Source organism: Rhizobium leguminosarum (assembly GCF_002953715.1).
Taxonomy (GTDB): domain Bacteria; phylum Pseudomonadota; class Alphaproteobacteria; order Rhizobiales; family Rhizobiaceae; genus Rhizobium; species Rhizobium leguminosarum_V.
The window spans coordinates 21,008-42,484 of sequence record NZ_CP025014.1; the positions used below are offsets into that span (position 1 = coordinate 21,008).

The following is a 21,477-nucleotide window of genomic DNA, read 5'->3' on the forward strand; positions in this document are numbered from 1 at the left end:
AATGCTGGCTCTGACCGGCGGCACTCTCCTCACTCCTCGCGAGATTGTCAACTCAAGTTGAGCGCTGTTTCATGTTCGCACAGGCGCTTTCGTCTGGCTGTCACATCGGCGTGAGTGACCGCCTTGTGATTTGCGACTTTTGCAAGGATGAGCAAGGATTTGGGCCGTCGCAGGAGGTAGCGCCATGTCCACGTCTTCCCACCGCAGGAGCCTTGCCGCGCTCCTTGCTGCCACTCTATTCTCGCTCGGCGTGTGTGCTGCGGACGCGGCCGAGGATGCCGTCGTCATCCCGCCGCCGACCGTTGACGAGGTGGCCGGGTCAGGCACCGAGACGGCCATTTTCGCCGGAGGTTGTTTCTGGGGTGTCCAGGGCGTCTTCCAGCACGTAAAGGGCGTTGAGAGCGCCGTCTCCGGTTATGCCGGCGGCGACGCCAAAACGGCGCAGTACGAAACCGTCAGCACCGGCTCTACGGGTCACGCCGAATCCGTCCAGGTGAAGTTCGATCCGAAACAGGTGAGCTACGGCAAATTGCTGCAGATCTTTTTCTCTGTGGCGCACAACCCGACGCAGCTGAATTTCCAGGGTCCGGACCGGGGAACGCAGTACCGTTCGGCGGTGTTCGTCTCGGATCCGCAACAGCGCAAGGTCGCCGAGAGCTATATCGGCCAGCTCGACAAGGCGCATGTCTTCCCGCAGCCGATCGTCACCAAAGTCTCTGAAACCACCGGCTTTTACCCTGCGGAGGCCTATCATCAGGATTTCCTGACACTCAATCCGACCTATCCCTATATCGTTTACAACGACCTGCCGAAAATCGAGAACCTGAAATCGCTATTTCCGGCCGACTACCGCGGCAAACCGGTCCTCGTGCTGAAGGCCAAAGGCTGATTAATCCTGCCGGTCTTGTCTTTATCAAGGCGGCCATGGTGCCGCCTTTTTTGCTTCAGGTTTGAGCGCCTTAAGAATTTATCAACGTTAACAATACCTTAAATACAAAAAACGGCGTTCCAACGCGGAACATATCGTTGAGTTGCCCGTTACCACCTTGAGTTTCGCGTGGGATAGGCTGCCGGAGCGGATCCCTCTTTAGAAGTACAGGCGTAACCAAGGGGACGTATCATGGCCACCAATGTCGTGCGGCGCTGGCAACGAGATGATCTCATGAAACAGAGAGTATTGATCGTCGAAGATGAATTCTTGATCGCCCTGGATCTCGAGGCGACGGTGGAAGGCATGGGCATGCAGGTCGCGGGCCTTGCGAATGATCGTGAACAGGCGCTGCGGCTGGCGCCGCTTGCCGATATCGCTTTCGTCGACGTCAATCTTGCCGACGGCCCGACAGGGCCTGAGATCGGCCGACGGCTGGCGCAAGAGCATGGCATTGCCGTCGTCTTCATGACCGGCAATCCCGAAATGGTCGCCGATGGTGTCAAGGGCGCGGTCGGCGTGGTTCAGAAGCCGGTCATGCCTTCGGTTGTCGAACAGCTGGTGAAATATCTTGCCGCGCGCCGCGTCGGCATGTTCGCGGTCGTACCCTCACAAATGACGGTCTTTGCCTGATCGGAAGGCTTGATCGGAAGGGCTCTCTCAGCCTGATATGGCTGCGAGTTGCGGCGGATGGCCGGCCTTTTCCGCCTCCGGCCTGCCATAGGCCTTGAGAAAGGTACGGACCGCGTTGCGCGCCGCCTTTTCCAGTTCTTCATCGGTGGGTGTGCCGCCGAGAAGGATCATCATCTGCAGGTCGGCATTGCCGAGTGCCACGAACTGCCGGGCGGCGACGTCGAAATCGTCGATGGCGAGCGCGCCCTTATGGGCAAGCCGCCCGAGAAGTGCAGAAAGTGCGGTGATCAGCTTGCCCGGCCCCTGCTGGCGCCAGCTTTCGAAGAGGTGCGGATATCGCTCGCCCTCGGTCTGCACCAGCTTGCGCAGGAATTTTCCGTCGTGGTTGCAGATGCAGTTCTTATTGAGGCGCACGGCGAAGGCCGTCAGCTCGTCCTCCAGATCGTCGGCGTGATCAGGAAAGGTCGAAAGCACCGAGAACAGCATGGCGTTGGCGCGCTTCATGACGTCTTCGACGACGGCGACGAACAGCGTTTCCTTCTCGCGATAGTGATTGTAGATCGTCTGGCGCGAGACACAGGCGACGGCGGCGATCTCGTCGATGCTGGCGCCGGCAAAACCCTGGCGGCAGAATACGTCGGCCGCGGCATCGAGGATCGACATGCGCTTGGCGCATTGTCCGCGCTGCGTATGCCCCGTCATCCGGACTGCCGGTGTCATGCGATCTTTCATGAGAGCGAAGATAAGACGTCTTGACGTTTTAGACAATGGCGTCTAGTTTTACATCTGTGTCCAAATTTATTGACACTCTTGGTTCCGCCGCTGGAGATATGAGCTCCCAACTTCGTCTTCGCGCGAACGATCATCATTGAACCCTAGCGCGTCGGCCCGAAAATCGGTTCCGATTTTCGGAAAGCACGATGCGTAAATTCAAAGAGTTAGAGTGTCCTTTGTGCGTCCGAGAGGACGCACGGCGCTCTAAGAGCAATGTGGCGGAGCGACGATCCGGTACCTCCGCCGCGCTTTATGAAAGATCACCATTATGACGGCTCCATTCTTTCGCATTGCCCTCATTCTCGGCCTTCTGTCGGCCATCGGGCCTTTTGCCATCGACATGTATCTGCCTGCGCTGCCGTCCATCGGCCAGGACCTGCATGCCGATAACAACGTCACCCAGCTTACCCTTCTTGCCTTCTTCATCTCCTTTGCGCTCGCCCAGCTCGTCTATGGTCCGCTGTCGGATATGTGGGGCCGTAAGCTGCCGCTCTATCTCGGTATCGGCCTCTTCGCCATCGCCTCGATCGGCTGCGCTCTGGCGACCGATATCGAAACGCTGATCGCCTTCCGTTTCGTTCAGGGTATCGGCGGTGCCGCCGGCATGGTCATTCCGCGCGCCATCGTCCGCGACATGCACACCGGCGTGCAGGCCGCGCGCCTGATGTCGCTGCTGATGCTGGTCTTCTCGATCTCGCCGATCCTGGCACCGCTGACCGGCAGCGCCGTCATCGAGTTCTACGGCTGGCGCGGCGTATTCTGGGCCGTGACGATCGCCGCCTTCATCGGCCTCGTCCTGCTTGCGACCCAACTGGAGGAAACCCGTTCGGCGAACGAACGCAGCGGCAGCGGTCTGAGCAGCGCCATGGCGGCCTATCGCCTTCTGCTAACCGACCGCAATTTCCTGACGCTGACCTTCATCGGCGGCCTCGGCATTTCGAGCTTCCTCGTCTATCTCGCCAACTCGCCCTTCGTGTTGATCCAGCATTACGGGCTGACGCCGACGCAATACAGCTTCGCCTTCTCGATCAACGCCGTGTCCTTCTTCGCGGTATCGCAGGCCACGGGCTGGCTCGGCGAGCGTTTCGGCCTCGTGCGCGTCATGCGGATTGCGGTCAGCGCTTATGCGCTTGCGATGGTCGTGATGGCGGTGGTGATGGCCTCAGGCTTCAACCAGCTGCCTGTCCTGGCGACCTTCTTGTTCATCGGCTATGGCTTCCTCGGCCTCGTCATCCCGACAAGCGCGGTGCTCGCCCTTGAGGATCACGGCGAGATCGCCGGCACGGCCTCGTCGCTGATGGGCACGCTGCACTTCGTGATCGCCGCCGTCGCCATGGTCATATCGAGCGTCTTCTTCGACGGTACTGCCGTTCCGATGGCCGCCGGCATCGCGCTCTGCGCCTTCTCAGCCTTCGCGCTGACCCAGGCAACGATCGGCCGCCGCGCTGCTGTTGCCGCTGCTGAATGATCTAAAGACAGGCCGCACCCGGTGTCCGGGTGCGGCCTCGTGATCCGGTCGCGGCTCCTGGAGAAAATGCAACGCGCAATTGATTATCGGCTGGCCGCTCTATCTACGCCGTGACGAAGCATGGTCATATCGGAGGATACTTATGGTCGACGAGAAGCGGCTGATCTCGAAAATCACCTGGAAGCTAATGCCGTTTCTCGGCATCCTTTATCTCATCGCCTATATCGACCGGCAGAACGTCAGTTTCGCCAAGCTTCAGATGGTCGATGCCCTCGGAATGAGTGAATACGCCTACGGTCTCGGCGCCTCGCTCTTCTTCATCGGCTATTTTCTTTTCGAGGTGCCGAGCAACCTCTTCCTTGACAGGCTCGGCGCCCGTGTCTGGTTCGCACGCATCCTGGTGTCCTGGGGCATCGTCACCATCGCGCTCGCCTTCACGCAGAACGCGACGATGTTCTATATCCTGCGTTTCCTGCTCGGTGTCTGCGAAGCCGGCTTCTTTCCCGGCGTCCTCTATCTGCTGACGCTGTGGTTCCCCTCGGTCTATCGCGGCAGGATGGTCGGGCTGTTCATGATCTTCAGCGCGATCGCCAATGCCGTCGGTGCGCCGCTCGGCGGCGTGCTGCTCGATCTCGACGGTCTTTACGGCTTTGCCGGTTGGGAGTGGGTATTCCTGGCGACGGGTGTTCCGGCTGTTATCGCCGGCATCGTCACCTTCTTCTATCTTCCTGGCCGGCCTGAAAACGCAAGCTTCCTGAGCGGCGAGGAAAAGCAGTGGCTCGAACGCAGGCTCGCCTCGGAAGATGCCGGCATGGGCGAGAATGCCGGAAACGGCTTCAAGGCGCTCATCGACCCACGCGTGCTGCTGATGGCGCTCTGCTATATCGCCTTTCCGCTTTCGGCCTATGGGCTCAGCTATTGGCTGCCGACCATCGTCAAGGCCTTCGGCGTCAGCAACACGGTGAACGGTTTCCTCAACATCATTCCCTGGGTGCTGGTCGCGATCGCGCTCTATGTCGTTCCCGCCATGGCCGACAAGGCGCAATCGAAGACGCCCTATATTGTCATTCCCGCTTTCATCGGCGCCGCCTGCCTGCTGCTCTCGGCGCTGATCCCGAACCACACCTTGCAATTCGCCTTCCTCTGTGTCGCCGCTGCCGGGATCTTCGCCCCCCAGCCGGTGTTCTGGAGCCTGCCCTCGCGTTTCCTCAAGGGCGCGGGTGCTGCAGCCGGCCTTGCCGCCATCAATTCGGTCGGAAATCTCGGCGGTTTCGTCGCCCAGAACGTCGTGCCCTGGATCAAGGAAGCGAGCGGCAGCACGATCGCGCCGATGTTCTTCCTGTCCGCCTGCCTGGCGGCCGGAGCCCTGCTGGTCTTCTTCGTCACGCATCAGCTGTCGAGCAGGGAGCAGGCTGCTCCAAGCCGGGTCTGATGCAAGCCGCGAAATAGAAATATATGTACGCGACGGGCTTCAGGCCGTCAGCGTGAAAGCGTCGCTTTCGCCCGGAACGAGTTCCAGCGGCCAGATCCTGTTGCGGGCACCCTGCGGATAGTGATCGGCATAGGCCGGCATGGTGGCGAGCAGTGTTTCGCCGAGCTGCGCGCCGAGATCGCGCAGCGACATGCGGAAGGACGTCAGCGTCGGCTGCAGGAAATGCGTGCGCGGCTCCTCGCGGAAACCGACGACGGCGAGGTCGCGGCCGGGCACGACGCCGGCCTCGGCAAGCCGTCGGTAAAGCCCGATCGCCATCAGTTCATGGATCAGGATGATCGCCGTCGGCCGCTGCTCGATCATCAGCAATTCGTGGCCGGCCTGATAGCCACCCTGTTCGCTCGACTTGACCCGGATGACGAGGGCCGGGTCGAAGGGGATATCATGCCGTTGCAGCGCCTGGCGGTAGGCGTCGAGGAAGAGGTAGCCGAGATTGATGTCGGAAGAGGGTGCAGCCACAGCGATCCGCCGGTGGCCTTTGGCGACCAGCCGGTCGACGCCGCGCGACGCCACGCCCTCGAAATCGAGGTCCATCCAGGTATAACTGCCGCCCGACGCGCTGCGGCCGAGCGCCACGAAGGGGATGCGGGCCTTTTCCAGAAGCTCGATGCGCCGGTCGGTACGTCGCGTCGCCGAGATGATCAGCGCGTCGACAAGGCGGCGCGCCACCATGCGCTTCAGATACTCGTGCGGGTCCTCGTCATCGGGGCAGGGCAGCATGACGAGATCGAGCTTGTGACGGGAAAAGACGCTCTGCAGCCCGTCGGTGACGCCAAGGAAGAAGTCGTCGCTGTTTTCGACCGTCTCGCGGCTCACCTCGAGCATCAGCCCGATGACATTGGTCATGCCCTGGCGAAGGCTGCGGCCCGACTGGTTGGCGACGTAACCGAGCTCTTCGGCGGCGGCGAGCACGCGCCGGCGCGTTTCGTCGTTGACGTCGGGCTTGCCGTTCAGCGCACGGGATACGGTCCCGATCGAAATGTCGAGATGCTCGGCGAGCTGGCGAATTCCCTTCATCTCAGGCGATCTTCCTCCCCAATGCATGTCGCCCAAAAGTGTGCAGCGGTTTTGGGACAACGACATGCGGCAAATAAAGCGTCATGCCCCTTCTTGCCACAGGATGGCGCCTGCGAAAAGCCACGCGGAAAGGTCAGGGTCTGAAGCTCTGGCGGATGACGAGTTCCGGAATGACGCGTTCGTAACCTGGAGGCGCATCGGGTTTTTCAAGCCGCCGCTCCATCAGCTCGACGGCGCGCTGCGCCATGGTCAGCGGATCCTGGCGGAAGGTGGTCAGCCTGTAGCTCAGCCAGGAGGATTCCGGCACGTCGTCGAAGCCGATGACGGCGACGTCCTCGGGGATGCGCAGCCGCGCTTCCAGGCGCACGACATCCATCAGTCCGAAGGCGATCTGGTCGTTGGCGCAGAAAACGGCGTCGGGCTTTATTGTCTCCGAGAAGAGTGCACGGGCGGCGGCAACACCGCCGTCATAGTCGGAATCGCCGCCGCGTCCGACGACGACGGATGCGCCGAGCGACTGGGCGGTCGACAGGAAGGCGCTTTCGCGTTCGATGATAGCCGGCGTTCCCGTGTTGGAGCCGATGGCCGCCAGACGCCGTCTGCCGCTTTCGTAAAAGGCCGTTGCCGCCTTGCGGGAGGCTTCGGAGTTGCCGGCGCGCACATGGTCGGCGTCGGGTTCCGAACGACCGATCACGACGAGTGGCTGGCCGTTTCGCTGTGCGAGTTCGAAGAAACTCGCCGGCGGCGAGCCCGACAGGATGATGATCGCCTCGGCACGGTGGCCGATCAGCATCTTCTGGGCGGCGAGCAGCTCATCTTCCGTCTGGCCGGTGTTGATGAGGATCGGGATGCTGCCGCGCCGGATCAGGGCTTTGGCAAGTGCAGCGGCCAGATGCGCGCGAAAACCCACTTCCGGCCGGGTCGCGACGATGCCGACGAGGCGGCTCTGATTGGCAAGCACGCCGCGCGCCAGGTCGTTGACGTGGTAGCCGAGCTCTTGCGCCGCCCGCAGCACCTTTTCACGCGTCGTCGGAGCGACGCTGGCGCCCGGCGTGAAGGTGCGTGAGACCGCGGAGCGCGAAACGCCCGCCAATTGCGCGACCTGCTCGGCGCTGACGAACCGCATGCGTTCTTTCTTCGGCGCCTTGCCGTCGTTCACTGGACCATCATTCATCGGCTTTCAGCTATTCATCGTCTCTGACAGCCGGATGACAAGCGATCGAATGGCAACGAGATTTTTTCGATAAGGGCGATAACCGCAGAATGAGCTGACATGGCGCTCAACGCAGCCAATGTTCATTGCGGAAAGTGCCGGGGCTGCGGACGAACCTCGGCTGAGGGGGCGAATACGAGCGGCGACGACGAATGATCACGTCACGCCGCTCGAGAGTTCGGCTCCCGGTGACGGGTTTATGAACCCGTTATTCGCAGACGCGGACGGTTTCGGCATGATAGCCGCCATCATAGCGGTTGCGGACATCGCGGTCCTCATACCAGCATCTCGGCGCCGGTTCGACATAGCGAGGGCCGTCGACATAACGAGGCTCTTCAACGTAGCGAGGGCCGCCGCCATTGGCGATTGCGCCGCCAATGAGCCCGCCGACAACACCTGCGGCAACGCCGCCGGCGATGATTCGACCGGTGTTATCGTGATGACGGTGGTCGCGGGCGGCAGCAGGCTGAATGGCCGATCCAACAAGGGCCGTGGCGATCAGCAGGCTGCAAATTGCTCTTTTCATAATATTCTCCTCAGTGGCACTCGCCCCGGATAATAGGCAAATGCGGCAGCAAGTCGTTTGTTCGTTCAAACTTTGCGACAGGCGTTAATGCATGTCATCCGGGATTAGTGCGCCATGCGTCCTCACGGACGCACAAAGCACGATGCGCTAGGTCGCCGATTGCGTCGCCGTCGTCTCTTCCAGCACGTCTTCGGGAATGTCGTCGAAGGAGGAGTAGTTCAGATTGTAGAGCTTGGAATAGAGCTTGCCGTTCTTCATTAGCTGGCGGTGATCGCCGCTTTCGATGATTTCGCCGTTCTGCAGCACGATGATGCGGTCTGCCTCGCGGATCGTTGCAAGCCGGTGGGCTATGACGAGGCCGGTGCGGTTTTCGAGCAGCTTCACCAGCGCTTTCTGGATCAGCATCTCGGTATAACTGTCGATATTGGCCGTCGCCTCATCGAGCACGAGGATCTTCGCGTCCGCCACCAATGCGCGGGCAAAGCTCAAAAGCTGGCGCTGGCCGAGCGAAAGGTTGCCGCCGCGCTCGCCGAGGACGCTATCGTAACCCTCCGGCAGGCGCATGATGAAGTCGTGCGCGCCGACGGCCTTCGCCGCCTCGATCACCTGTTCGCGCGTCGCCTCGAGCTTGTGGTAGCGGATGTTTTCGAAAACGGTGCCGGTGAAGAGGAAGGGTTCCTGCAGCACCATGGCGATCTGTGCCCCGAGCGAATCCTGCGTCAGCGCACGCACATCGTGGCCGCCGACCAGCACTTGACCTTGCTGCACATCGTAAAAGCGATGGATCAGCGACATGCAGCTCGATTTGCCGGACCCTGTCGGCCCGACCAGCGCCACCGTCTCGCCGGGATTGACCTTGAAGCTGACATGCTTCAGCACCGGATGCTTCGGATTATAGCCGAAGACGACGTCCTTGAATTCCACCGAGCCGTCCATGTCGCGCGACAGCGCCGTGGCACCAGGCACATCCTTGATGTCGACGGGCACGTCGAGCACTTCGGTCAGCCGCTGGCCGGAAGCCATGGCACGCTGCATCACCGAATATTGCAGGGTCAGCGAACGGATTGGGTCGAAGAAGCGCTGAATGTAGAACAGGAAAGCGACGAGCACGCCGACATCGAGCGCCTGGTTGAGAACGCGTGCGCCGCCGACGACGATGACGAGCGCCATCGCCACGCCGGTCAGGCTATCGACGATCGGCACCATCACCTGGGCATAGCGCGCCGCCGTCAGATGCGTCTTGAGGTTGGCATGCGCCTTGTCGTCGTAGAGCGTGAAGTTGACACCCTGCCTGTCCATGCTCTGGACGGCACGCACCCCGTGGATCGCTTCGGCGAGTGCGCCGGCGGCAATCGAATTGGTCTCGTGCGCGGCCATGAAGGATTTGCGCGCCAGCGGCAGCCAGAACAGCCGGACGATGAAGAGCACCGGCAGCACCGAGAGCGTCAGCAGCCCCAGCTTGAAATCGAGATAGAGCATCACGAAAATGATGCCGAAGAGCAGCACGATGTCGCCGACGGAGAGCACCGAGGTTTCGAGGAATTCCTGCATCGAGTTGACGTCGCCCTGCAGGCGCGACATCAGCCGGCCGACCTCGGTCTTGTCCATGAAGGAGAGCGAAACGCGCTGGAGATGCGAAAACATCGCCTTGCGGATATCGAAGAGCACCTCTTCCGCCACACCGCCGACCAGCGTCTCCTGCGCGTAGCTTGCCGCATAGTTGATGAGGATGGCAATCGTGAAGGCGACGATCGACCAGGCCAGTGCCGAATGGTTGCCGCCCGCCGACATGCCGTGGTCGATGGCATAGCGGATGATCAGCGGGATGGCGAGCTGCATCATCGTGAAGGTCAGAACGGCGACGACAGACCAGAGGACCTGGCGGCGATAGGGGTGAACGAAAACCCAGATACGCTTGACGACGTTGCCGTCGAAGGCCTTGCCGAACATCTCCTCCTCGACGCGCTGCGAACCGACCACCGCCCTCGGCGGGCGGCGTCCATCCTCGCGAACGTCGGGACGCTCGGTTTCCAGTTCCTCGGCCATGCCATTCCTCCCGCGGCCATCACTTCCGGTGGCCTGCATAAGTCACTAACCGTTCCCCTCTTCTTGGGAGCAGAGGGGATATGCCGTTTGCCAGATCCGGATGTTTCAGGCCGGATGCATCATGCTCTAAGCGCTCAAGGCCTCGTCGCCCGGCCGCACCTGGAGGTCGTAGAGCGCCTTGTAGCGCCCGCCGAGCGAAAGCAGCGCCGCATGCGTTCCACGCTCGACGATCCGGCCGTCTTCAACGAACAGGATCTGGTCGGCATGCATCAGCGAGCTCAGGCGGTGGGCAACGATGATCGTCACGCGGTCGGCGGCATAGCGGCGCATGGCGCTGCGGATGCGCTGCTCGGTGGCCGCATCGATCGCCGCCGTCGAATCGTCGAACACCATCACCGCCGGCTTCAGCATCAGCGCGCGGGCGATCGAAAGACGCTGCCGCTGGCCGCCGGACAGTGAAACACCGCGCTCGCCGACGACGGTGCCGTAACCGGTGGGAAGGCCGAGCACGTAATTGTGCAACTGGGCGCTTTCGCTGGCGCGTTCGATGCGGCTTTCCTTCGCCCACGGATCGCCATAGGCGATGTTGTTTTCGATCGTCGTGGTGAACAGGAAGGAATCCTGCTGCACGACGGCCACGGCCCGACGCAGCGATTGCAGCGTCGCCTTGCGGATATCCTGGCCGTCGATCGTGATCTTGCCGCTGCTGACGTCGTAAAAGCGGGGAATGAGATGGGCGATCGTCGACTTGCCGCTGCCGGGAGGCCCGACGATGCCGATCGTCTGGCCGCGCCGCGCTTCGAAAGAGACATCCTGGAGCACGGTGCGCTTTTCCGAACCCGGATAGGCGAAGCTGACATTTTCGAAGCGCAGCACGCCGTCCGTGAGGTTCAGCTCCTTCGCATCCGGCGCATCCTTGATCGCGATGTCGAGGTCGAGAAGGGCAAAGAGGCGTGAGCCGCAGGTGGAGGCGCGGGCAAAGGCGTTGACCATCAGGCCGAGTTGGCGCACCGGCATCTGCAGGATAGTCATGAAGGTCAGGAAGGAGGCCAGCGTGCCGACGGTGATCTCGCCCGACATCACCTTGCCGCCGCCGACCCAGAGCACCAGGCCCATCGCCGCGAAGAAGGAGAAGGTCATGGCGCTGGTATTGGTGACGCGGATGCCGACGCGCTGATGCGCGAGCGCCAGCGCGTTCTTCGACGCCGCCTCGAATTTCGACAGCTCGTGGTCCTGTGCGGCAAAGGCGCGCACGACGCGGATGCCGCCGAGATTCTCCTCCATGATGCGGGTCAGCACCGAAAGCCGCTCCTGCAGATCGAGCCAGGTGGCGCGCAGCCTCAGCTGCGTCACCGAGGAGCGCCAGCCGACGAAGGGCACGAAACTCAGCGCCAGGAGGCCGAGCACGACATCGGTCGACAGCAGCATATAGGCACCGATGCCGATCAGGATCGACAGCAGGATCATCCGGACGAGTGCGGTGGAGAAATACATGCGCACGCCTTCGAGATCGAGCAGGCCGACAGTGATCAGGTCGCCGGAATGCACGGTGTCATGAAAGCTGAAGGAGAGCCGCTGGATCTTCTCGTAGCAGGCCAGCCGCAACTCATAGCCGATGTGATGGCCGACGGCTTCGCTGTAATAGTTCTGGACCATGGTGAAGAGGCCGCGCAGCACGCTGGCGCCGAGCAGCAGCAATGCCGTGGTCAGCAGCGCGTCCTGTGCCACCAGACCCGCCGCGCCACCGCTCATCGCCATCTGCGTGTGGTCGACCGCCTGACCGAGAAGGCGCGGGATCATCAGCTGGAAGGTGGAGGCAACAAGCGTGGCGCCGATCGCAAAGCCGGATTGCCAGGGGTGGCGGAAGGCCATCATGGTGATGCGCACCAATGTGAAGAGGCCTCGGCCCCAGCCTGCCGCAGTTGCAAGCGCCATCGAAGCCGAAGGCTTCGTCGCGCGTATTAACGCATCGCTGCTCACGGTATTTTTTCCAATAGATGTGTGGTCGGACGCTGGCCCGAAAAGACGGCAAATCCATGAAGGGATTGATAGCACCTTCACTTTTGCCGATTCCATTTGGGGGTTCAAGTAAAGAATTCACCAGTTGGTTATTTTTACGTGAGGTCACCTCGCATCCGGGCGGGAACAATCTGTGCGCGAACGGGTTGCGGCAGGTGAATGTCTAGAGCCGACCGCTACCGGAGAGAGCCATGCCTCCCAAAGCCCTCGCCCTACGGGCCAGCTGAGGTCGCTGTCGATCTGACGTTTTCGACAATCAATTCGCAGTTCGGGGTGCAAAGGTCGACCGGATTTCCACGGGATAGTTCTAAATTATGTTATATTTCAATATCTTGAAACGATGTGGCAACAAAGCGCTTGCCACCTGGGTCATTTAGCGCTTTCATACACTACTAGTTTGATAGACTATGGACGAGCGTGATTGCTCCCCTAGTTCTCTTGCGGGGCCGCTGGTTCGGACCCTGATGCCGCGGCAGGTGTTGTGAATGGCCGCATGAACCTCATCAACGCGTGAACCGCTGTTTTATGCGTTGAGACCTCGATCGACCCACGGTGCGGATGAAGCCGCAAAGGAGTTGCGATGACGGTTCAGGGACTTTTTTCGGCGAGAGCCAATGCGGCGGCACAGATATCAGCCGTACCGCGGATTGCGATCGTCGGGCGCGGCTTTTCCGGCATGATGACGGCCATCGCGCTGATGAAGACGGTGCGCGCGCCCTTCCACTTGCAGCTGTTCGATCCGAATTCGTCGGTCAGCGGTGGGCAGGCGCTGGCCTCGGCCCGCTCCTCGACGATCCTCAACACCCGTGTGCGAGATCTCTCGGTTTCGGTCGGCGACAATGACGATTTCAACGACTGGCTCTGCAGCAATGCCGCCTTCCGCGCCGCCGTACCGGCCGCCATCCCCGGATTCCGGCAGATCTTCGTGCCGAAGGAAATCTTCAGCGATTATGTCTACCAGCGCTTTTCGGAAGCGCTGGCCGCGCGCAGGGACATCACCGTCCAGGTCTGCAACGATCCGGTCGTAGCGATCCGCAGGAGCCACGGCAACCGCTTCCTGCTCGAAAGCGCCAATCCCGCCAATCCGCTGTTCGATACCGTGATCCTCGCCACCGGTTACGGCCTGTCTGCGCCGGATGCCGGTGAGCAGGAGGCTTCGCCGGTCAGGGCCCAGCGCCTCGTTGCGCGGCCGCATGCGGTACTGCTTGGCAGCGGCATCCGCGTCGTCGACCAGCTGCTGCAGCTGCGCGATTCGGGCTATGCCGGCCAGGTGACGATCATTTCCCGGCGCGGTTTCCTGCCGCAGAGCCATACGCCGAATTCCGCCGATCCGGTCTTCCCGGCCGAAGCGCTGCCGCAGAGCCTGCCGGAGATCGTGCACTTCATCCGTCAAGCCTGTCGCGAGGCGGAGGAAGCGGGGCGAAGCTGGCAATCGGTGATGAACGGCCTGCGGAAACATGCCCGCTCGCTTTGGCGTTCGCTGCCGGCCCGCGACAAGCATCAGTTCAACCGCCACCTCAGGGCAATCTACGACAGCCATCGCAACCGCCTGCCGGAGGCCATGCACCTGCGGCTGAAACGCGAGCTTGCCGAAGGCCGCACGGTGCTGCGCCGTGGTCGCGCCGGCCGCCGGGGTCTGAGCGGCCTGTTCTTCACGCCGGCCGGTTCCGCTGCCGAGGAGGTCATCCATGCTGAGCGCATCATCGATTGCCGCTGTCAGGCGCCAGATCTGTCAGCGCCCTTGATGCAGAGCCTGCTTTCCGCCGGCCTCGCCATGCCGGACGAGCTCTCGCTGGGGCTCGCGGTCAATGCGCGCGGCGAGCCCTTCCTGGAGGATGGTTCGACCGTCGCCGGGCTCTTTGCTGTCGGCCCGCTGGGCCTCGGCAGCTTGCCCGATATCGATCTTGTGCCGGAAATCGTCTCGCAGGCCTATGCCGCTGCCGAGCGTGTCGGCGAGAGGTTCTACCCGCAGGTCAAGGCCGTCTGAAAATTTGAGGCTGAATCGGAACCATCCGCCTGCCGCGACGTTATAAAGCGCTGGTGACTCCGAGGGGCCGATGGAAGTACTGAATCGACATGATACCTCTCTAAACGAAGAGGGACGCTTTCGCCTTCTGGTCGATGCCATCACCGACTACGCCATCTATATGCTGAGCCCTGAAGGCATCATCACCAGCTGGAATACCGGCGCCCAGCGCTTCAAAGGTTACAAGCCCTCCGAAATTCTCGGCGAGCATTTTTCTCGTTTCTATCTGGAAGAGGACCGCGCCGCGGGACTACCGGCGCGTGCGCTCGCCACGGCGGCGGAGCAGGGCCGATTCGAGGGAGAGGGCTGGCGGCAGCGCAAGGATGGAAGCCGCTTCTGGGCCCATGTGATCATCGATCCGATTCGTCGTCCCTCCGGCGAGCTCATCGGCTATGCCAAGATCACCCGCGACCTGACCGAACGCAGAGCAGCTGAACAGGCGATCCGCCAGAGCGAGGAACAGTTCCGGCGGCTGGTCCAGGGCGTCTCGGACTATGCGATCTACATGCTCGATCCCGACGGCAATGTCAGCAGTTGGAATTTCGGCGCCGAGCGGATCAAGGGCTATCGACCGCAAGAAATCATCGGCCGGCATTTCTCGACCTTCTATACCTCTGAGGACCGCGCCGCCGGCGTGCCGGAAACCGCGCTCGGCATCGCGCGCGCCGAGGGCCGGTTCGAAAGGGAAGGCTGGCGCGTCCGCAAGGACGGCACCCGTTTTTGGGCCAGCGTCGTCATCGACGTCATCCGGGACGACGAAGGCGATGTGCTCGGTTTCGCGAAGATCACCCGGGATATCACCGAGAAGATGGAGACACAGCGGGCATTGGAGCAGGCGCGCGAAGAGCTCTTCCAGTCGCAGAAGATGGAGGCAATCGGTCAACTGACCGGCGGTATCGCCCATGATTTCAACAATCTCTTGATGGCTGTCCTCGGCAGTCTCGAAATCCTGAAGAAACGCATGCCGCAGGATCTCTCGCTGACATCGCTTGTTGACAATGCCATGCAGGGCGCCCAGCGCGGCGCGGCGCTGACGCAGCGCATGCTGGCCTTTTCCCGCCGGCAGGAACTGCACATAGAGCCGATCGACGTCTCCGGCCTGGTCCGCGGCATGATGGATATGCTCAGCCGTTCGCTCGGCCCTCTCACGGTGATCGAGACCTCTTTCCCCGTCAGGCTGCCAACGATCCTGACCGATCCGAACCAGCTGGAGATGGCGATCCTGAACCTCGTCGTCAACGCCCGCGATGCCATGCCATCCGGCGGCCGGATCCTGCTTCGCGCTTCCGAGGAATCGATGCCTTCAGGCAAGGGTCCGCTGCCGCCCGGCCGCTATGTTCGTATCGCGGTGATCGATGAAGGCGAAGGCATGGATGCAAAGACGGTGGAGCAGGCAATTACGCCGTTCTTCACCACCAAGGGTGTCGGCAAGGGCACCGGTCTCGGCCTTTCCATGGTGCAGGGCCTTGCGTCCCAGTCCGGCGGGCGGCTCATACTGAAGAGCAGCCTCGGCGAAGGCACGACGGCTGAATTGTGGTTCCCGGTCGCCGTTGCCGAGCAGGTGACCGAGGCCGCTGTAGATCTGCCGCAACGCGAGGACAATGCGCCGCGCCGCCTGCGTATCATCGCCGTCGATGACGATGGTCTGGTCCTGATGAATACAACGCTGATGCTGGAGGATCTCGGCCATACCGTGTTCGAGGCGATGGCGGGCTCCGAGGCACTCGACATCCTGCGCAAGCAGCAGATCGACCTGGTGATTTGCGACCATGCCATGCCGCGCATGACCGGCGCGCAGCTCGCCCAGGCGATTCGCAACGAATGGCCTGATATGCCGATCATCCTCGCAACCGGTTACGCCGAGATCCCCGAAGGGGCCGGCATCGTCGACCTGCCTCGCCTCGGCAAGCCCTTCTCGCAGGCACAGCTCGCCGAGGCGATCAGCCGGATTGCCGCATAACCGTGCTCGATGAGAGCTGATGCCGACAAGTGTGAGCGGTTTTCGGCCGACATCATCCGGATCCAGGTAAATGGCCTGGCTGACCTCGGCCACCTCTCTCACCGCGAAGAATGAACACCAGCAACGCCAGCACCATCACTGCCAGCCCGTACCAGGTGATCGCATAGACGAGATGGTTGTTGGGGAAATCGATGACCGTCAGGCCGCCGACTGGCAGGCCGCCTGGATTGGCAGCGGCATCGGCGTCGATGAAATAGGGCGCAACCGCACCGACGCCGCGCTTTTCAGCGATCGCTGCGACATCGCGCGAATACCACCGGTCGGCGGTGACGTCATTCGATTGCAGCAGCGATCCCTTCGGCTCCGTCATCCGCATCAGCCCGGTGATCTCGACCGGGCCTGACAGTTGCCCCTCGCGGCGCGAGGCCGGGTCGCGCCTCTCGGTCGGCACGAAGCCGCGATTGATGAGGATTGATGTACCGTCGGCAAGCGTCAGCGGCGTCATGACCCAATAACCCGGACCGAGCGCGGTCGAGGCATAGACCAGCGTTTCCTCGTCGTTCGCCAGCGTCCCGGCCACGGTCACCTGCCGATATTCGTCATCGGCAGCATTGACCTTGTCCCAGTCGGCGCGTGCCGGGGCCGGCACGGGTGCCGCATGCACACGCTGCTCGACGCGGGCAATGAGGTCGCGCTTCCAGGCCAGGCGCTCAACCTGCCAGGTGCCGAGTGCCGCGAGTGCTGCGGCAAGCAGGACCAGGCAGACGGCGAAGGTCGTGCGTTTTACCCGATAACGCCGTCTTTCCGATTGTTCCGAGGGAGCCTCGCTCATGAGCGGAACCGCTGCGGGCGGCGCTGCCGCCGCCCCTTCGTCATAGTCACGGCATGTTCTTCATCATCTCGGGGCTCATCGGCATCATGTTGGTATTGAGATGATGCATGACCCAGAGCGAGCCGGAGAGTGCGATGGCGACGATGATGAGCGTGAAGATCAGCGCCATGATCGTCCAGCCGCCCTCGCTCCTGGTATTCATGTGCAGGAAGAAGACCATATGGACGACGATCTGGATCGCGCCGAGGCCCATCACCAGCACCGCCGTCACCGCCGGGCTGTCGAACACGCCTGACATGACCAGCCAGAAGGGAATGGCGGTCAGAATGATGGAAAGCACGAAGCCCGTCATATAGCTGCGGAACGTGCCGTGGCCGGCCTGATGGCCGTGGCTGTGGCCGTGATGAGCCTCGTGGGCATCCTCATGTGCAGGTGCTTGCGAACTCATCCGAGAACTCCCAACAGGTAGACGAAAGAAAAGACGCCGATCCAGACGACGTCGAGGAAGTGCCAGAACATCGAAAGGCACATCAGGCGGCGGCGGTTGGCCTCGATCAACCCGTGCATCGACACCTGCACCATCAGCGTGATCAGCCAGATAATGCCGAAGGTCACGTGCAGGCCGTGCGTGCCGACCAGGGTGAAGAAGGAGGAGAGGAAGGCGCTGCGCGTTGGCCCGGCGCCTTCATGGATCAGGTGGATGAACTCGTAGAGCTCGAGCCCGATGAAAGCTGCGCCGAACAGGCCGGTCACAGCAAGCCAGAACAGCGTTTCCGCCTTTGCATTGCGCTCCATCTGCAGCATCGCGAAGCCGTAGGTGATCGAGGAGAAGAGCAGCATCGAGGTGTTGAGGGCAACGATCGGCAGATCGAAGAGATCGGCCGGCGACGGGCCGGCGGCGTAGTTACGGCCGAGCACCCCGTGTGTTGCAAACAGCACCGCGAAGATCAGGCAGTCGCTCATCAGGTAGAGCCAGAAGCCGAGATTGGTGCTGTTCTCCGGATGATGGTCTTCCGTCAGGTAGAATTCAGGCTTTTCGGCCGTGTCGATAGTCTGATCGCTCATGGTCACACCTGCTCGGCAAGCAGCGCGGTTCGCTTGCCTTCCGTTTCGGTTACCTCTTCGGCGGGGATGTAGAAGTCGCGTCTGTAGTTGAAGGTATGGCCGATCGCGACGACGAGCATGGCGACGAAGGAGACGACGACCAGCCACCACATGTACCAGATCAGGCCGAAGGCGAGTGCGACACTGATGCCCGACAGGATCGCGCCGGTGCCGGTGTTCTTCGGCATGTGGATCGGCCGGAAGCCTTCCAGCGGACGCGCATAACCGCGGTTCTTCATGTCGTACCAGCCGTCATGATCGTGCACGACGGGCGTCAAGGCGAAGTTGTATTCCGGCGGCGGCGAAGAGGTCGACCATTCCAGCGTGCGGCCATCCCAGGGATCGCCGCTGTCGTCGCGCAATTCCTCGCGTTTCATGAAACTGACGACGATCTGGATCAGGAAGGCGGCAATGCCAAGCGCAATCAGGCCGACGCCGAAAGCGGCGATGATGAACCAGATCTGTATCGACGGGTCTTCGAACTGGCTCATGCGGCGGGTGACGCCCATCAGGCCCAGCACATAGAGCGGCATGAAGGCGAACCAGAAGCCGATCTGCCAGAACCAGAAGCTCATCTTGCCCCAGAAGGGATCGAGCTTGAAGCCGAAGGCCTTCGGGAACCAGTAGTTCACGCCGGCGAACATGCCGAAGAGAACGCCGCCGATGATGACGTTGTGGAAGTGGGCGATGAGGAACAGCGAATTGTGCAGCACGAAGTCGGCCGGCGGCACGGCAAGCATGACGCCGGTCATGCCGCCGATGACGAAGGTCACCATGAAGCCGACCGTCCACAGCATCGGCACCTCATAGCGGATGCGGCCGCGATACATGGTGAAGAGCCAGTTGAACATCTTCGCCCCGGTCGGGATGGAGATGATCATCGTGGTGATGCCGAAGAAGGAGTTGACGCTGGCGCCCGAGCCCATGGTGAAGAAGTGGTGCAGCCAGACGATGTAGGACAGGATCATGATCACGCAGGTCGCGTAGACCATCGAGGCGTAGCCGAACAGGCGTTTGCCGGAGAAGGTGGCGACGACTTCCGAGAAGATGCCGAAGGCCGGCAGCACGAGGATGTAGACCTCCGGATGACCCCAGATCCAGATGAGGTTGATGTACATCATCGGATTGCCGCCGAGGTCGTTGGTAAAGAAGTTCGTGCCTGCATAGCGGTCGAGCGACAGCAGCGCGAGCGTTGCCGTCAGGATCGGGAAGGAAGCGACGATCAGCACGTTGGTGCAGAGTGCCGTCCAGGTGAAGACCGGCATCTTCATGAAGGTCATGCCCGGCGCACGCATCTTGACGATGGTGGCGATCAGGTTGATGCCCGAAAGCGTCGTTCCGACGCCGGCCACCTGCAGGCCCCAGATATAATAGTCGACGCCGACGCCCGGACTGTAGGCAGCGCCCGACAGCGGCGGGTAGGCGAGCCAGCCGGTCTGGGCGAATTCGCCGATGAACAGCGACAGCATGATGATGATCGCGCCGGCGGTGGTCATCCAGAAAGAGAAGTTGTTGAGGAAGGGGAAGGAGACGTCGCGCGCGCCGATCTGCAGCGGCACCACGAAGTTCATCAGACCGGTGACGAAGGGCATCGCCACGAAGAAGATCATGATGACGCCGTGGGCGGTGAAGACCTGGTCGTAATGGTGCGGCGGCAGATAGCCCTCCGAACCGTTGAAGGCGATCGCCTGCTGGATGCGCATCAGGATCGCGTCGGAGAAGCCGCGCAACAGCATGATGACGGCGAGGATCACATACATGATGCCGATCTTCTTGTGATCGACGCTGCAGATCCAGTCGTGCCAGAGCGGACCCCAGAACTTGAAATAGGTGATGATTCCGAGCACCGCGAGGGCGCCGATGACGACGCCGATGAAGGTCACGACCAGGATCGGCTCGTGATAGGGGATGGCATCGAGGGTCAACCGGCCGAAGACGAACTTCAGGAGGTCAGGATTGGAAAACATGGAACAACCCGTTCATTATGTCTTGCGACGCAAAGCGCCAGGTTAATTGTTGTTGTTGAGCTGCGCCGGCGCCGGATCGGCGCCATTGCTCATGCCGGGCATGGAATGACCCTCATGCTGCATGTCCATTCCGGGCGTGCTAGGCATGTCGTGCTGCATGCTGTTGCCGTCGGTACGCTCGGCGGGCTCGCTTCGGGCCGGAGCCCCTGTCGCCGGCACGGTGGCGGCGGGCGCCACGATGCCTTCGTCGGCATGACGGGTGTCATATTGCAGCTTCTCGCGGTTCTCCGCACTTTCCTTGCCGCCGCCGCCCATCATGTCGATGTGCATCATCTCGTTCATGCACATCTTGCCTGGTGTGGCGCACATGTTGAGGATGGCGTTGTAAAGGTCGGCGTCGGCGCCGGCATAATAACGCACCGGTTCCTTCTCGCTCGGCTTCTCGAGCTTCAGATAGGCCTCGCGGTTGAGCATCGTGCCCTGCTGCTTGACCTGCGCCACCCAGGCGTCAAAGCCCGCTTGGTCGAGGCCGTGGAACTTGAAGCGCATGTGCGAGAAGCCTGCGCCGCTGTAATTGGCGGAGAAGCCCTCATACTCGCCTTCTTTGTTGATGACGGCATGCAGCTTCGTCTCCATGCCGGGCATGGCATAGATCTGGCCGGCGAGGGCAGGGATGTAGAAAGAGTTCATCACCGAGGAGGCGGTGATCTTGAAATTGATCGGCATGTCCACAGGGGCCGCGAGTTCGTTGACTGTGGCAATGCCGAGTTCGGGATAGAAGAACAGCCACTTCCAATCGAGCGCCACGACCTCGACGTTCAACGGCTTGGTATCGGCCGGAATGGCGCGCTCCGCATCGAGGCGGTCGAGCGGGCGGTAGGGATCGAGCTTATGCGTGGAAATCCAGGTGACGGCGCCGAGTGCGATGATGATCGCCAGCGGTGCTGCCCAGATCACGATTTCGAGGCGGGTCGAATGGTGCCATTCCGGCGCGTAAGTTGCGGCCGTATTGGAGCGGCGGTAGCGCCAGGCGAAGAACAGGGTCAGGAAGATCACCGGTATGATGATCAACAGCATCAGTACCGTCGAGATGACGATGAGATCGCGCTGTTGCACGGCGATGTCGCCGGAGGGCGCCATGACCACCATGTTGCATCCTGCCAGGAAAAGCAGCGGCAAGACGGATAGAAGGCGGGAAAACTTCACGAGTTTTGGCACGTCTCTAAGCTCTTGTTGTTTCGTTTGTTCCGCGACTAACGCACTGGACCTGATAGCGACATGAGGTGTTTGGTCGCAGTGCAGCAATCATGCCGCACTGCGGCACAAATCTTGTTGCACTACAGCTTTGAAATCCTGATGAAATCAAGAAGGATTTTTCGCGAGCGCATGTTCCAACCAATATATCCGTAAGAACCGGCCATGCCAGCGTTCCCATCCGAAAATCGCCGCCCGGATCACGCTATTTTTTCCGT

16 protein-coding genes and 1 pseudogene are annotated in these 21,477 nt (G+C 61.6%); 6 read left to right on the forward strand and 11 right to left on the reverse strand.

Annotated features, from left to right (window positions below; genetic code table 11):
- Positions 1–184: 184 nt before the first annotated feature.
- A complete protein-coding gene (msrA, locus tag CUJ84_RS29590; protein ID WP_105009225.1) occupies positions 185–889 on the forward strand; it encodes a peptide-methionine (S)-S-oxide reductase MsrA in 705 nt (234 codons plus the stop codon).
- A gap of 231 nt (positions 890–1,120) precedes the next feature.
- Complete coding sequence (locus CUJ84_RS29595) at positions 1,121–1,561, forward strand: response regulator (protein ID WP_105009226.1); 441 nt, start codon at positions 1,121–1,123, stop codon at positions 1,559–1,561.
- Positions 1,562–1,588: 27 nt separating this feature from the next.
- On the opposite strand, the gene CUJ84_RS29600 is transcribed toward CUJ84_RS29595, so the two are convergent.
- Entirely contained in the window at positions 1,589–2,329 is a 741-nt protein-coding gene (locus CUJ84_RS29600) for a TetR/AcrR family transcriptional regulator (RefSeq protein ID WP_105009227.1), read from the reverse strand.
- 274 nt (positions 2,330–2,603) lie between these two features.
- Here CUJ84_RS29600 and CUJ84_RS29605 point away from each other — a divergent pair, with 274 nt between their 5' ends.
- Together CUJ84_RS29605 and CUJ84_RS29610 are read left to right on the forward strand one after the other, a co-directional pair.
- Complete coding sequence (locus CUJ84_RS29605; RefSeq protein ID WP_105009228.1) at positions 2,604–3,803, forward strand: multidrug effflux MFS transporter; 1,200 nt, start codon at positions 2,604–2,606, stop codon at positions 3,801–3,803.
- A gap of 142 nt (positions 3,804–3,945) precedes the next feature.
- Complete coding sequence (locus CUJ84_RS29610) at positions 3,946–5,235, forward strand: MFS transporter (protein WP_105009229.1); 1,290 nt, start codon at positions 3,946–3,948, stop codon at positions 5,233–5,235.
- 39 nt (positions 5,236–5,274) lie between these two features.
- On the opposite strand, the gene CUJ84_RS29615 is transcribed toward CUJ84_RS29610, so the two are convergent.
- The 5 genes from CUJ84_RS29615 to CUJ84_RS29635 all read right to left on the reverse strand — a co-directional run bounded on the left by CUJ84_RS29615 (position 5,275) and on the right by CUJ84_RS29635 (position 12,185).
- Complete coding sequence (locus CUJ84_RS29615; RefSeq protein WP_018448766.1) at positions 5,275–6,312, reverse strand: LacI family DNA-binding transcriptional regulator; 1,038 nt, start codon at positions 6,310–6,312, stop codon at positions 5,275–5,277.
- A gap of 133 nt (positions 6,313–6,445) precedes the next feature.
- Positions 6,446–7,486, reverse strand: a complete 1,041-nt coding sequence (locus CUJ84_RS29620) for a LacI family DNA-binding transcriptional regulator (RefSeq protein WP_105009230.1) — start codon at positions 7,484–7,486, stop codon at positions 6,446–6,448.
- A gap of 247 nt (positions 7,487–7,733) precedes the next feature.
- Complete coding sequence (locus tag CUJ84_RS29625) at positions 7,734–8,051, reverse strand: hypothetical protein (protein ID WP_097616540.1); 318 nt, start codon at positions 8,049–8,051, stop codon at positions 7,734–7,736.
- A gap of 147 nt (positions 8,052–8,198) precedes the next feature.
- Positions 8,199–10,097 carry an ABC transporter ATP-binding protein gene (locus CUJ84_RS29630; protein ID WP_105009231.1) on the reverse strand — a complete coding sequence of 633 codons (1,899 nt, stop codon included), beginning with the start codon at positions 10,095–10,097 and terminating at the stop codon, positions 8,199–8,201.
- Positions 10,098–10,223: 126 nt separating this feature from the next.
- Positions 10,224–12,185, reverse strand: coding sequence for an ABC transporter ATP-binding protein (locus CUJ84_RS29635; protein ID WP_199788866.1), 1,962 nt, complete (start codon positions 12,183–12,185; stop codon positions 10,224–10,226).
- 511 nt (positions 12,186–12,696) lie between these two features.
- Between CUJ84_RS29635 and CUJ84_RS29640 the strand changes: the two genes are divergently transcribed.
- A complete protein-coding gene (locus CUJ84_RS29640; protein WP_105009233.1) occupies positions 12,697–14,103 on the forward strand; it encodes an FAD/NAD(P)-binding protein in 1,407 nt (468 codons plus the stop codon).
- 70 nt (positions 14,104–14,173) lie between these two features.
- Positions 14,174–16,102, forward strand: coding sequence for a hybrid sensor histidine kinase/response regulator (locus CUJ84_RS29645; RefSeq protein WP_105009234.1), 1,929 nt, complete (start codon positions 14,174–14,176; stop codon positions 16,100–16,102).
- Between the two features lie 52 nt (positions 16,103–16,154).
- Here the strand turns inward: CUJ84_RS29645 and CUJ84_RS29650 are convergent.
- The 5 genes and pseudogenes from CUJ84_RS29650 to cyoA all read right to left on the reverse strand — a co-directional run bounded on the left by CUJ84_RS29650 (position 16,155) and on the right by cyoA (position 21,223).
- Positions 16,155–16,984, reverse strand: a pseudogene (locus CUJ84_RS29650) (SURF1 family protein).
- A complete protein-coding gene (gene cyoD / locus CUJ84_RS29655; RefSeq protein WP_105009235.1) occupies positions 16,981–17,382 on the reverse strand; it encodes a cytochrome o ubiquinol oxidase subunit IV in 402 nt (133 codons plus the stop codon). Before cyoD ends, CUJ84_RS29650 begins: the two are co-directional and overlap by 4 nt.
- Positions 17,379–17,999, reverse strand: a complete 621-nt coding sequence (gene cyoC / locus CUJ84_RS29660) for a cytochrome o ubiquinol oxidase subunit III (RefSeq protein ID WP_018246251.1) — start codon at positions 17,997–17,999, stop codon at positions 17,379–17,381. Before cyoC ends, cyoD begins: the two co-directional genes overlap by 4 nt.
- A 2-nt stretch (positions 18,000–18,001) precedes the next feature.
- Positions 18,002–20,005 carry a cytochrome o ubiquinol oxidase subunit I gene (cyoB, locus tag CUJ84_RS29665; RefSeq protein WP_105009236.1) on the reverse strand — a complete coding sequence of 668 codons (2,004 nt, stop codon included), beginning with the start codon at positions 20,003–20,005 and terminating at the stop codon, positions 18,002–18,004.
- A gap of 42 nt (positions 20,006–20,047) precedes the next feature.
- Positions 20,048–21,223: a ubiquinol oxidase subunit II gene (gene cyoA, locus CUJ84_RS29670; protein WP_105009237.1), complete on the reverse strand. Its 1,176-nt coding sequence runs from the start codon at positions 21,221–21,223 to the stop codon at positions 20,048–20,050.
- Positions 21,224–21,477: the final 254 nt, after the last annotated feature.

What these genes read in the sequence shown, in the direction of transcription:
- CUJ84_RS29595 (WP_105009226.1), top strand. Translation starts at nt 1,121, where the DNA reads ATGGCCACCAATGTCGTGCGGCGCTGGCAACGAGATGATCTCATGAAA.
- cyoD (WP_105009235.1), bottom strand. Translation starts at nt 17,382, where the DNA reads ATGAGTTCGCAAGCACCTGCACATGAGGATGCCCACGAGGCTCATCAC.
- cyoB (WP_105009236.1), bottom strand. Translation starts at nt 20,005, where the DNA reads ATGTTTTCCAATCCTGACCTCCTGAAGTTCGTCTTCGGCCGGTTGACC.
- CUJ84_RS29630 (WP_105009231.1), bottom strand. Translation starts at nt 10,097, where the DNA reads ATGGCCGAGGAACTGGAAACCGAGCGTCCCGACGTTCGCGAGGATGGA.
- CUJ84_RS29645 (WP_105009234.1), top strand. Translation starts at nt 14,174, where the DNA reads ATGGAAGTACTGAATCGACATGATACCTCTCTAAACGAAGAGGGACGC.
- msrA (WP_105009225.1), top strand. Translation starts at nt 185, where the DNA reads ATGTCCACGTCTTCCCACCGCAGGAGCCTTGCCGCGCTCCTTGCTGCC.
- CUJ84_RS29610 (WP_105009229.1), top strand. Translation starts at nt 3,946, where the DNA reads ATGGTCGACGAGAAGCGGCTGATCTCGAAAATCACCTGGAAGCTAATG.
- CUJ84_RS29615 (WP_018448766.1), bottom strand. Translation starts at nt 6,312, where the DNA reads ATGAAGGGAATTCGCCAGCTCGCCGAGCATCTCGACATTTCGATCGGG.
- CUJ84_RS29625 (WP_097616540.1), bottom strand. Translation starts at nt 8,051, where the DNA reads ATGAAAAGAGCAATTTGCAGCCTGCTGATCGCCACGGCCCTTGTTGGA.
- CUJ84_RS29640 (WP_105009233.1), top strand. Translation starts at nt 12,697, where the DNA reads ATGACGGTTCAGGGACTTTTTTCGGCGAGAGCCAATGCGGCGGCACAG.
- cyoC (WP_018246251.1), bottom strand. Translation starts at nt 17,999, where the DNA reads ATGAGCGATCAGACTATCGACACGGCCGAAAAGCCTGAATTCTACCTG.
- CUJ84_RS29605 (WP_105009228.1), top strand. Translation starts at nt 2,604, where the DNA reads ATGACGGCTCCATTCTTTCGCATTGCCCTCATTCTCGGCCTTCTGTCG.
- CUJ84_RS29620 (WP_105009230.1), bottom strand. Translation starts at nt 7,486, where the DNA reads ATGAATGATGGTCCAGTGAACGACGGCAAGGCGCCGAAGAAAGAACGC.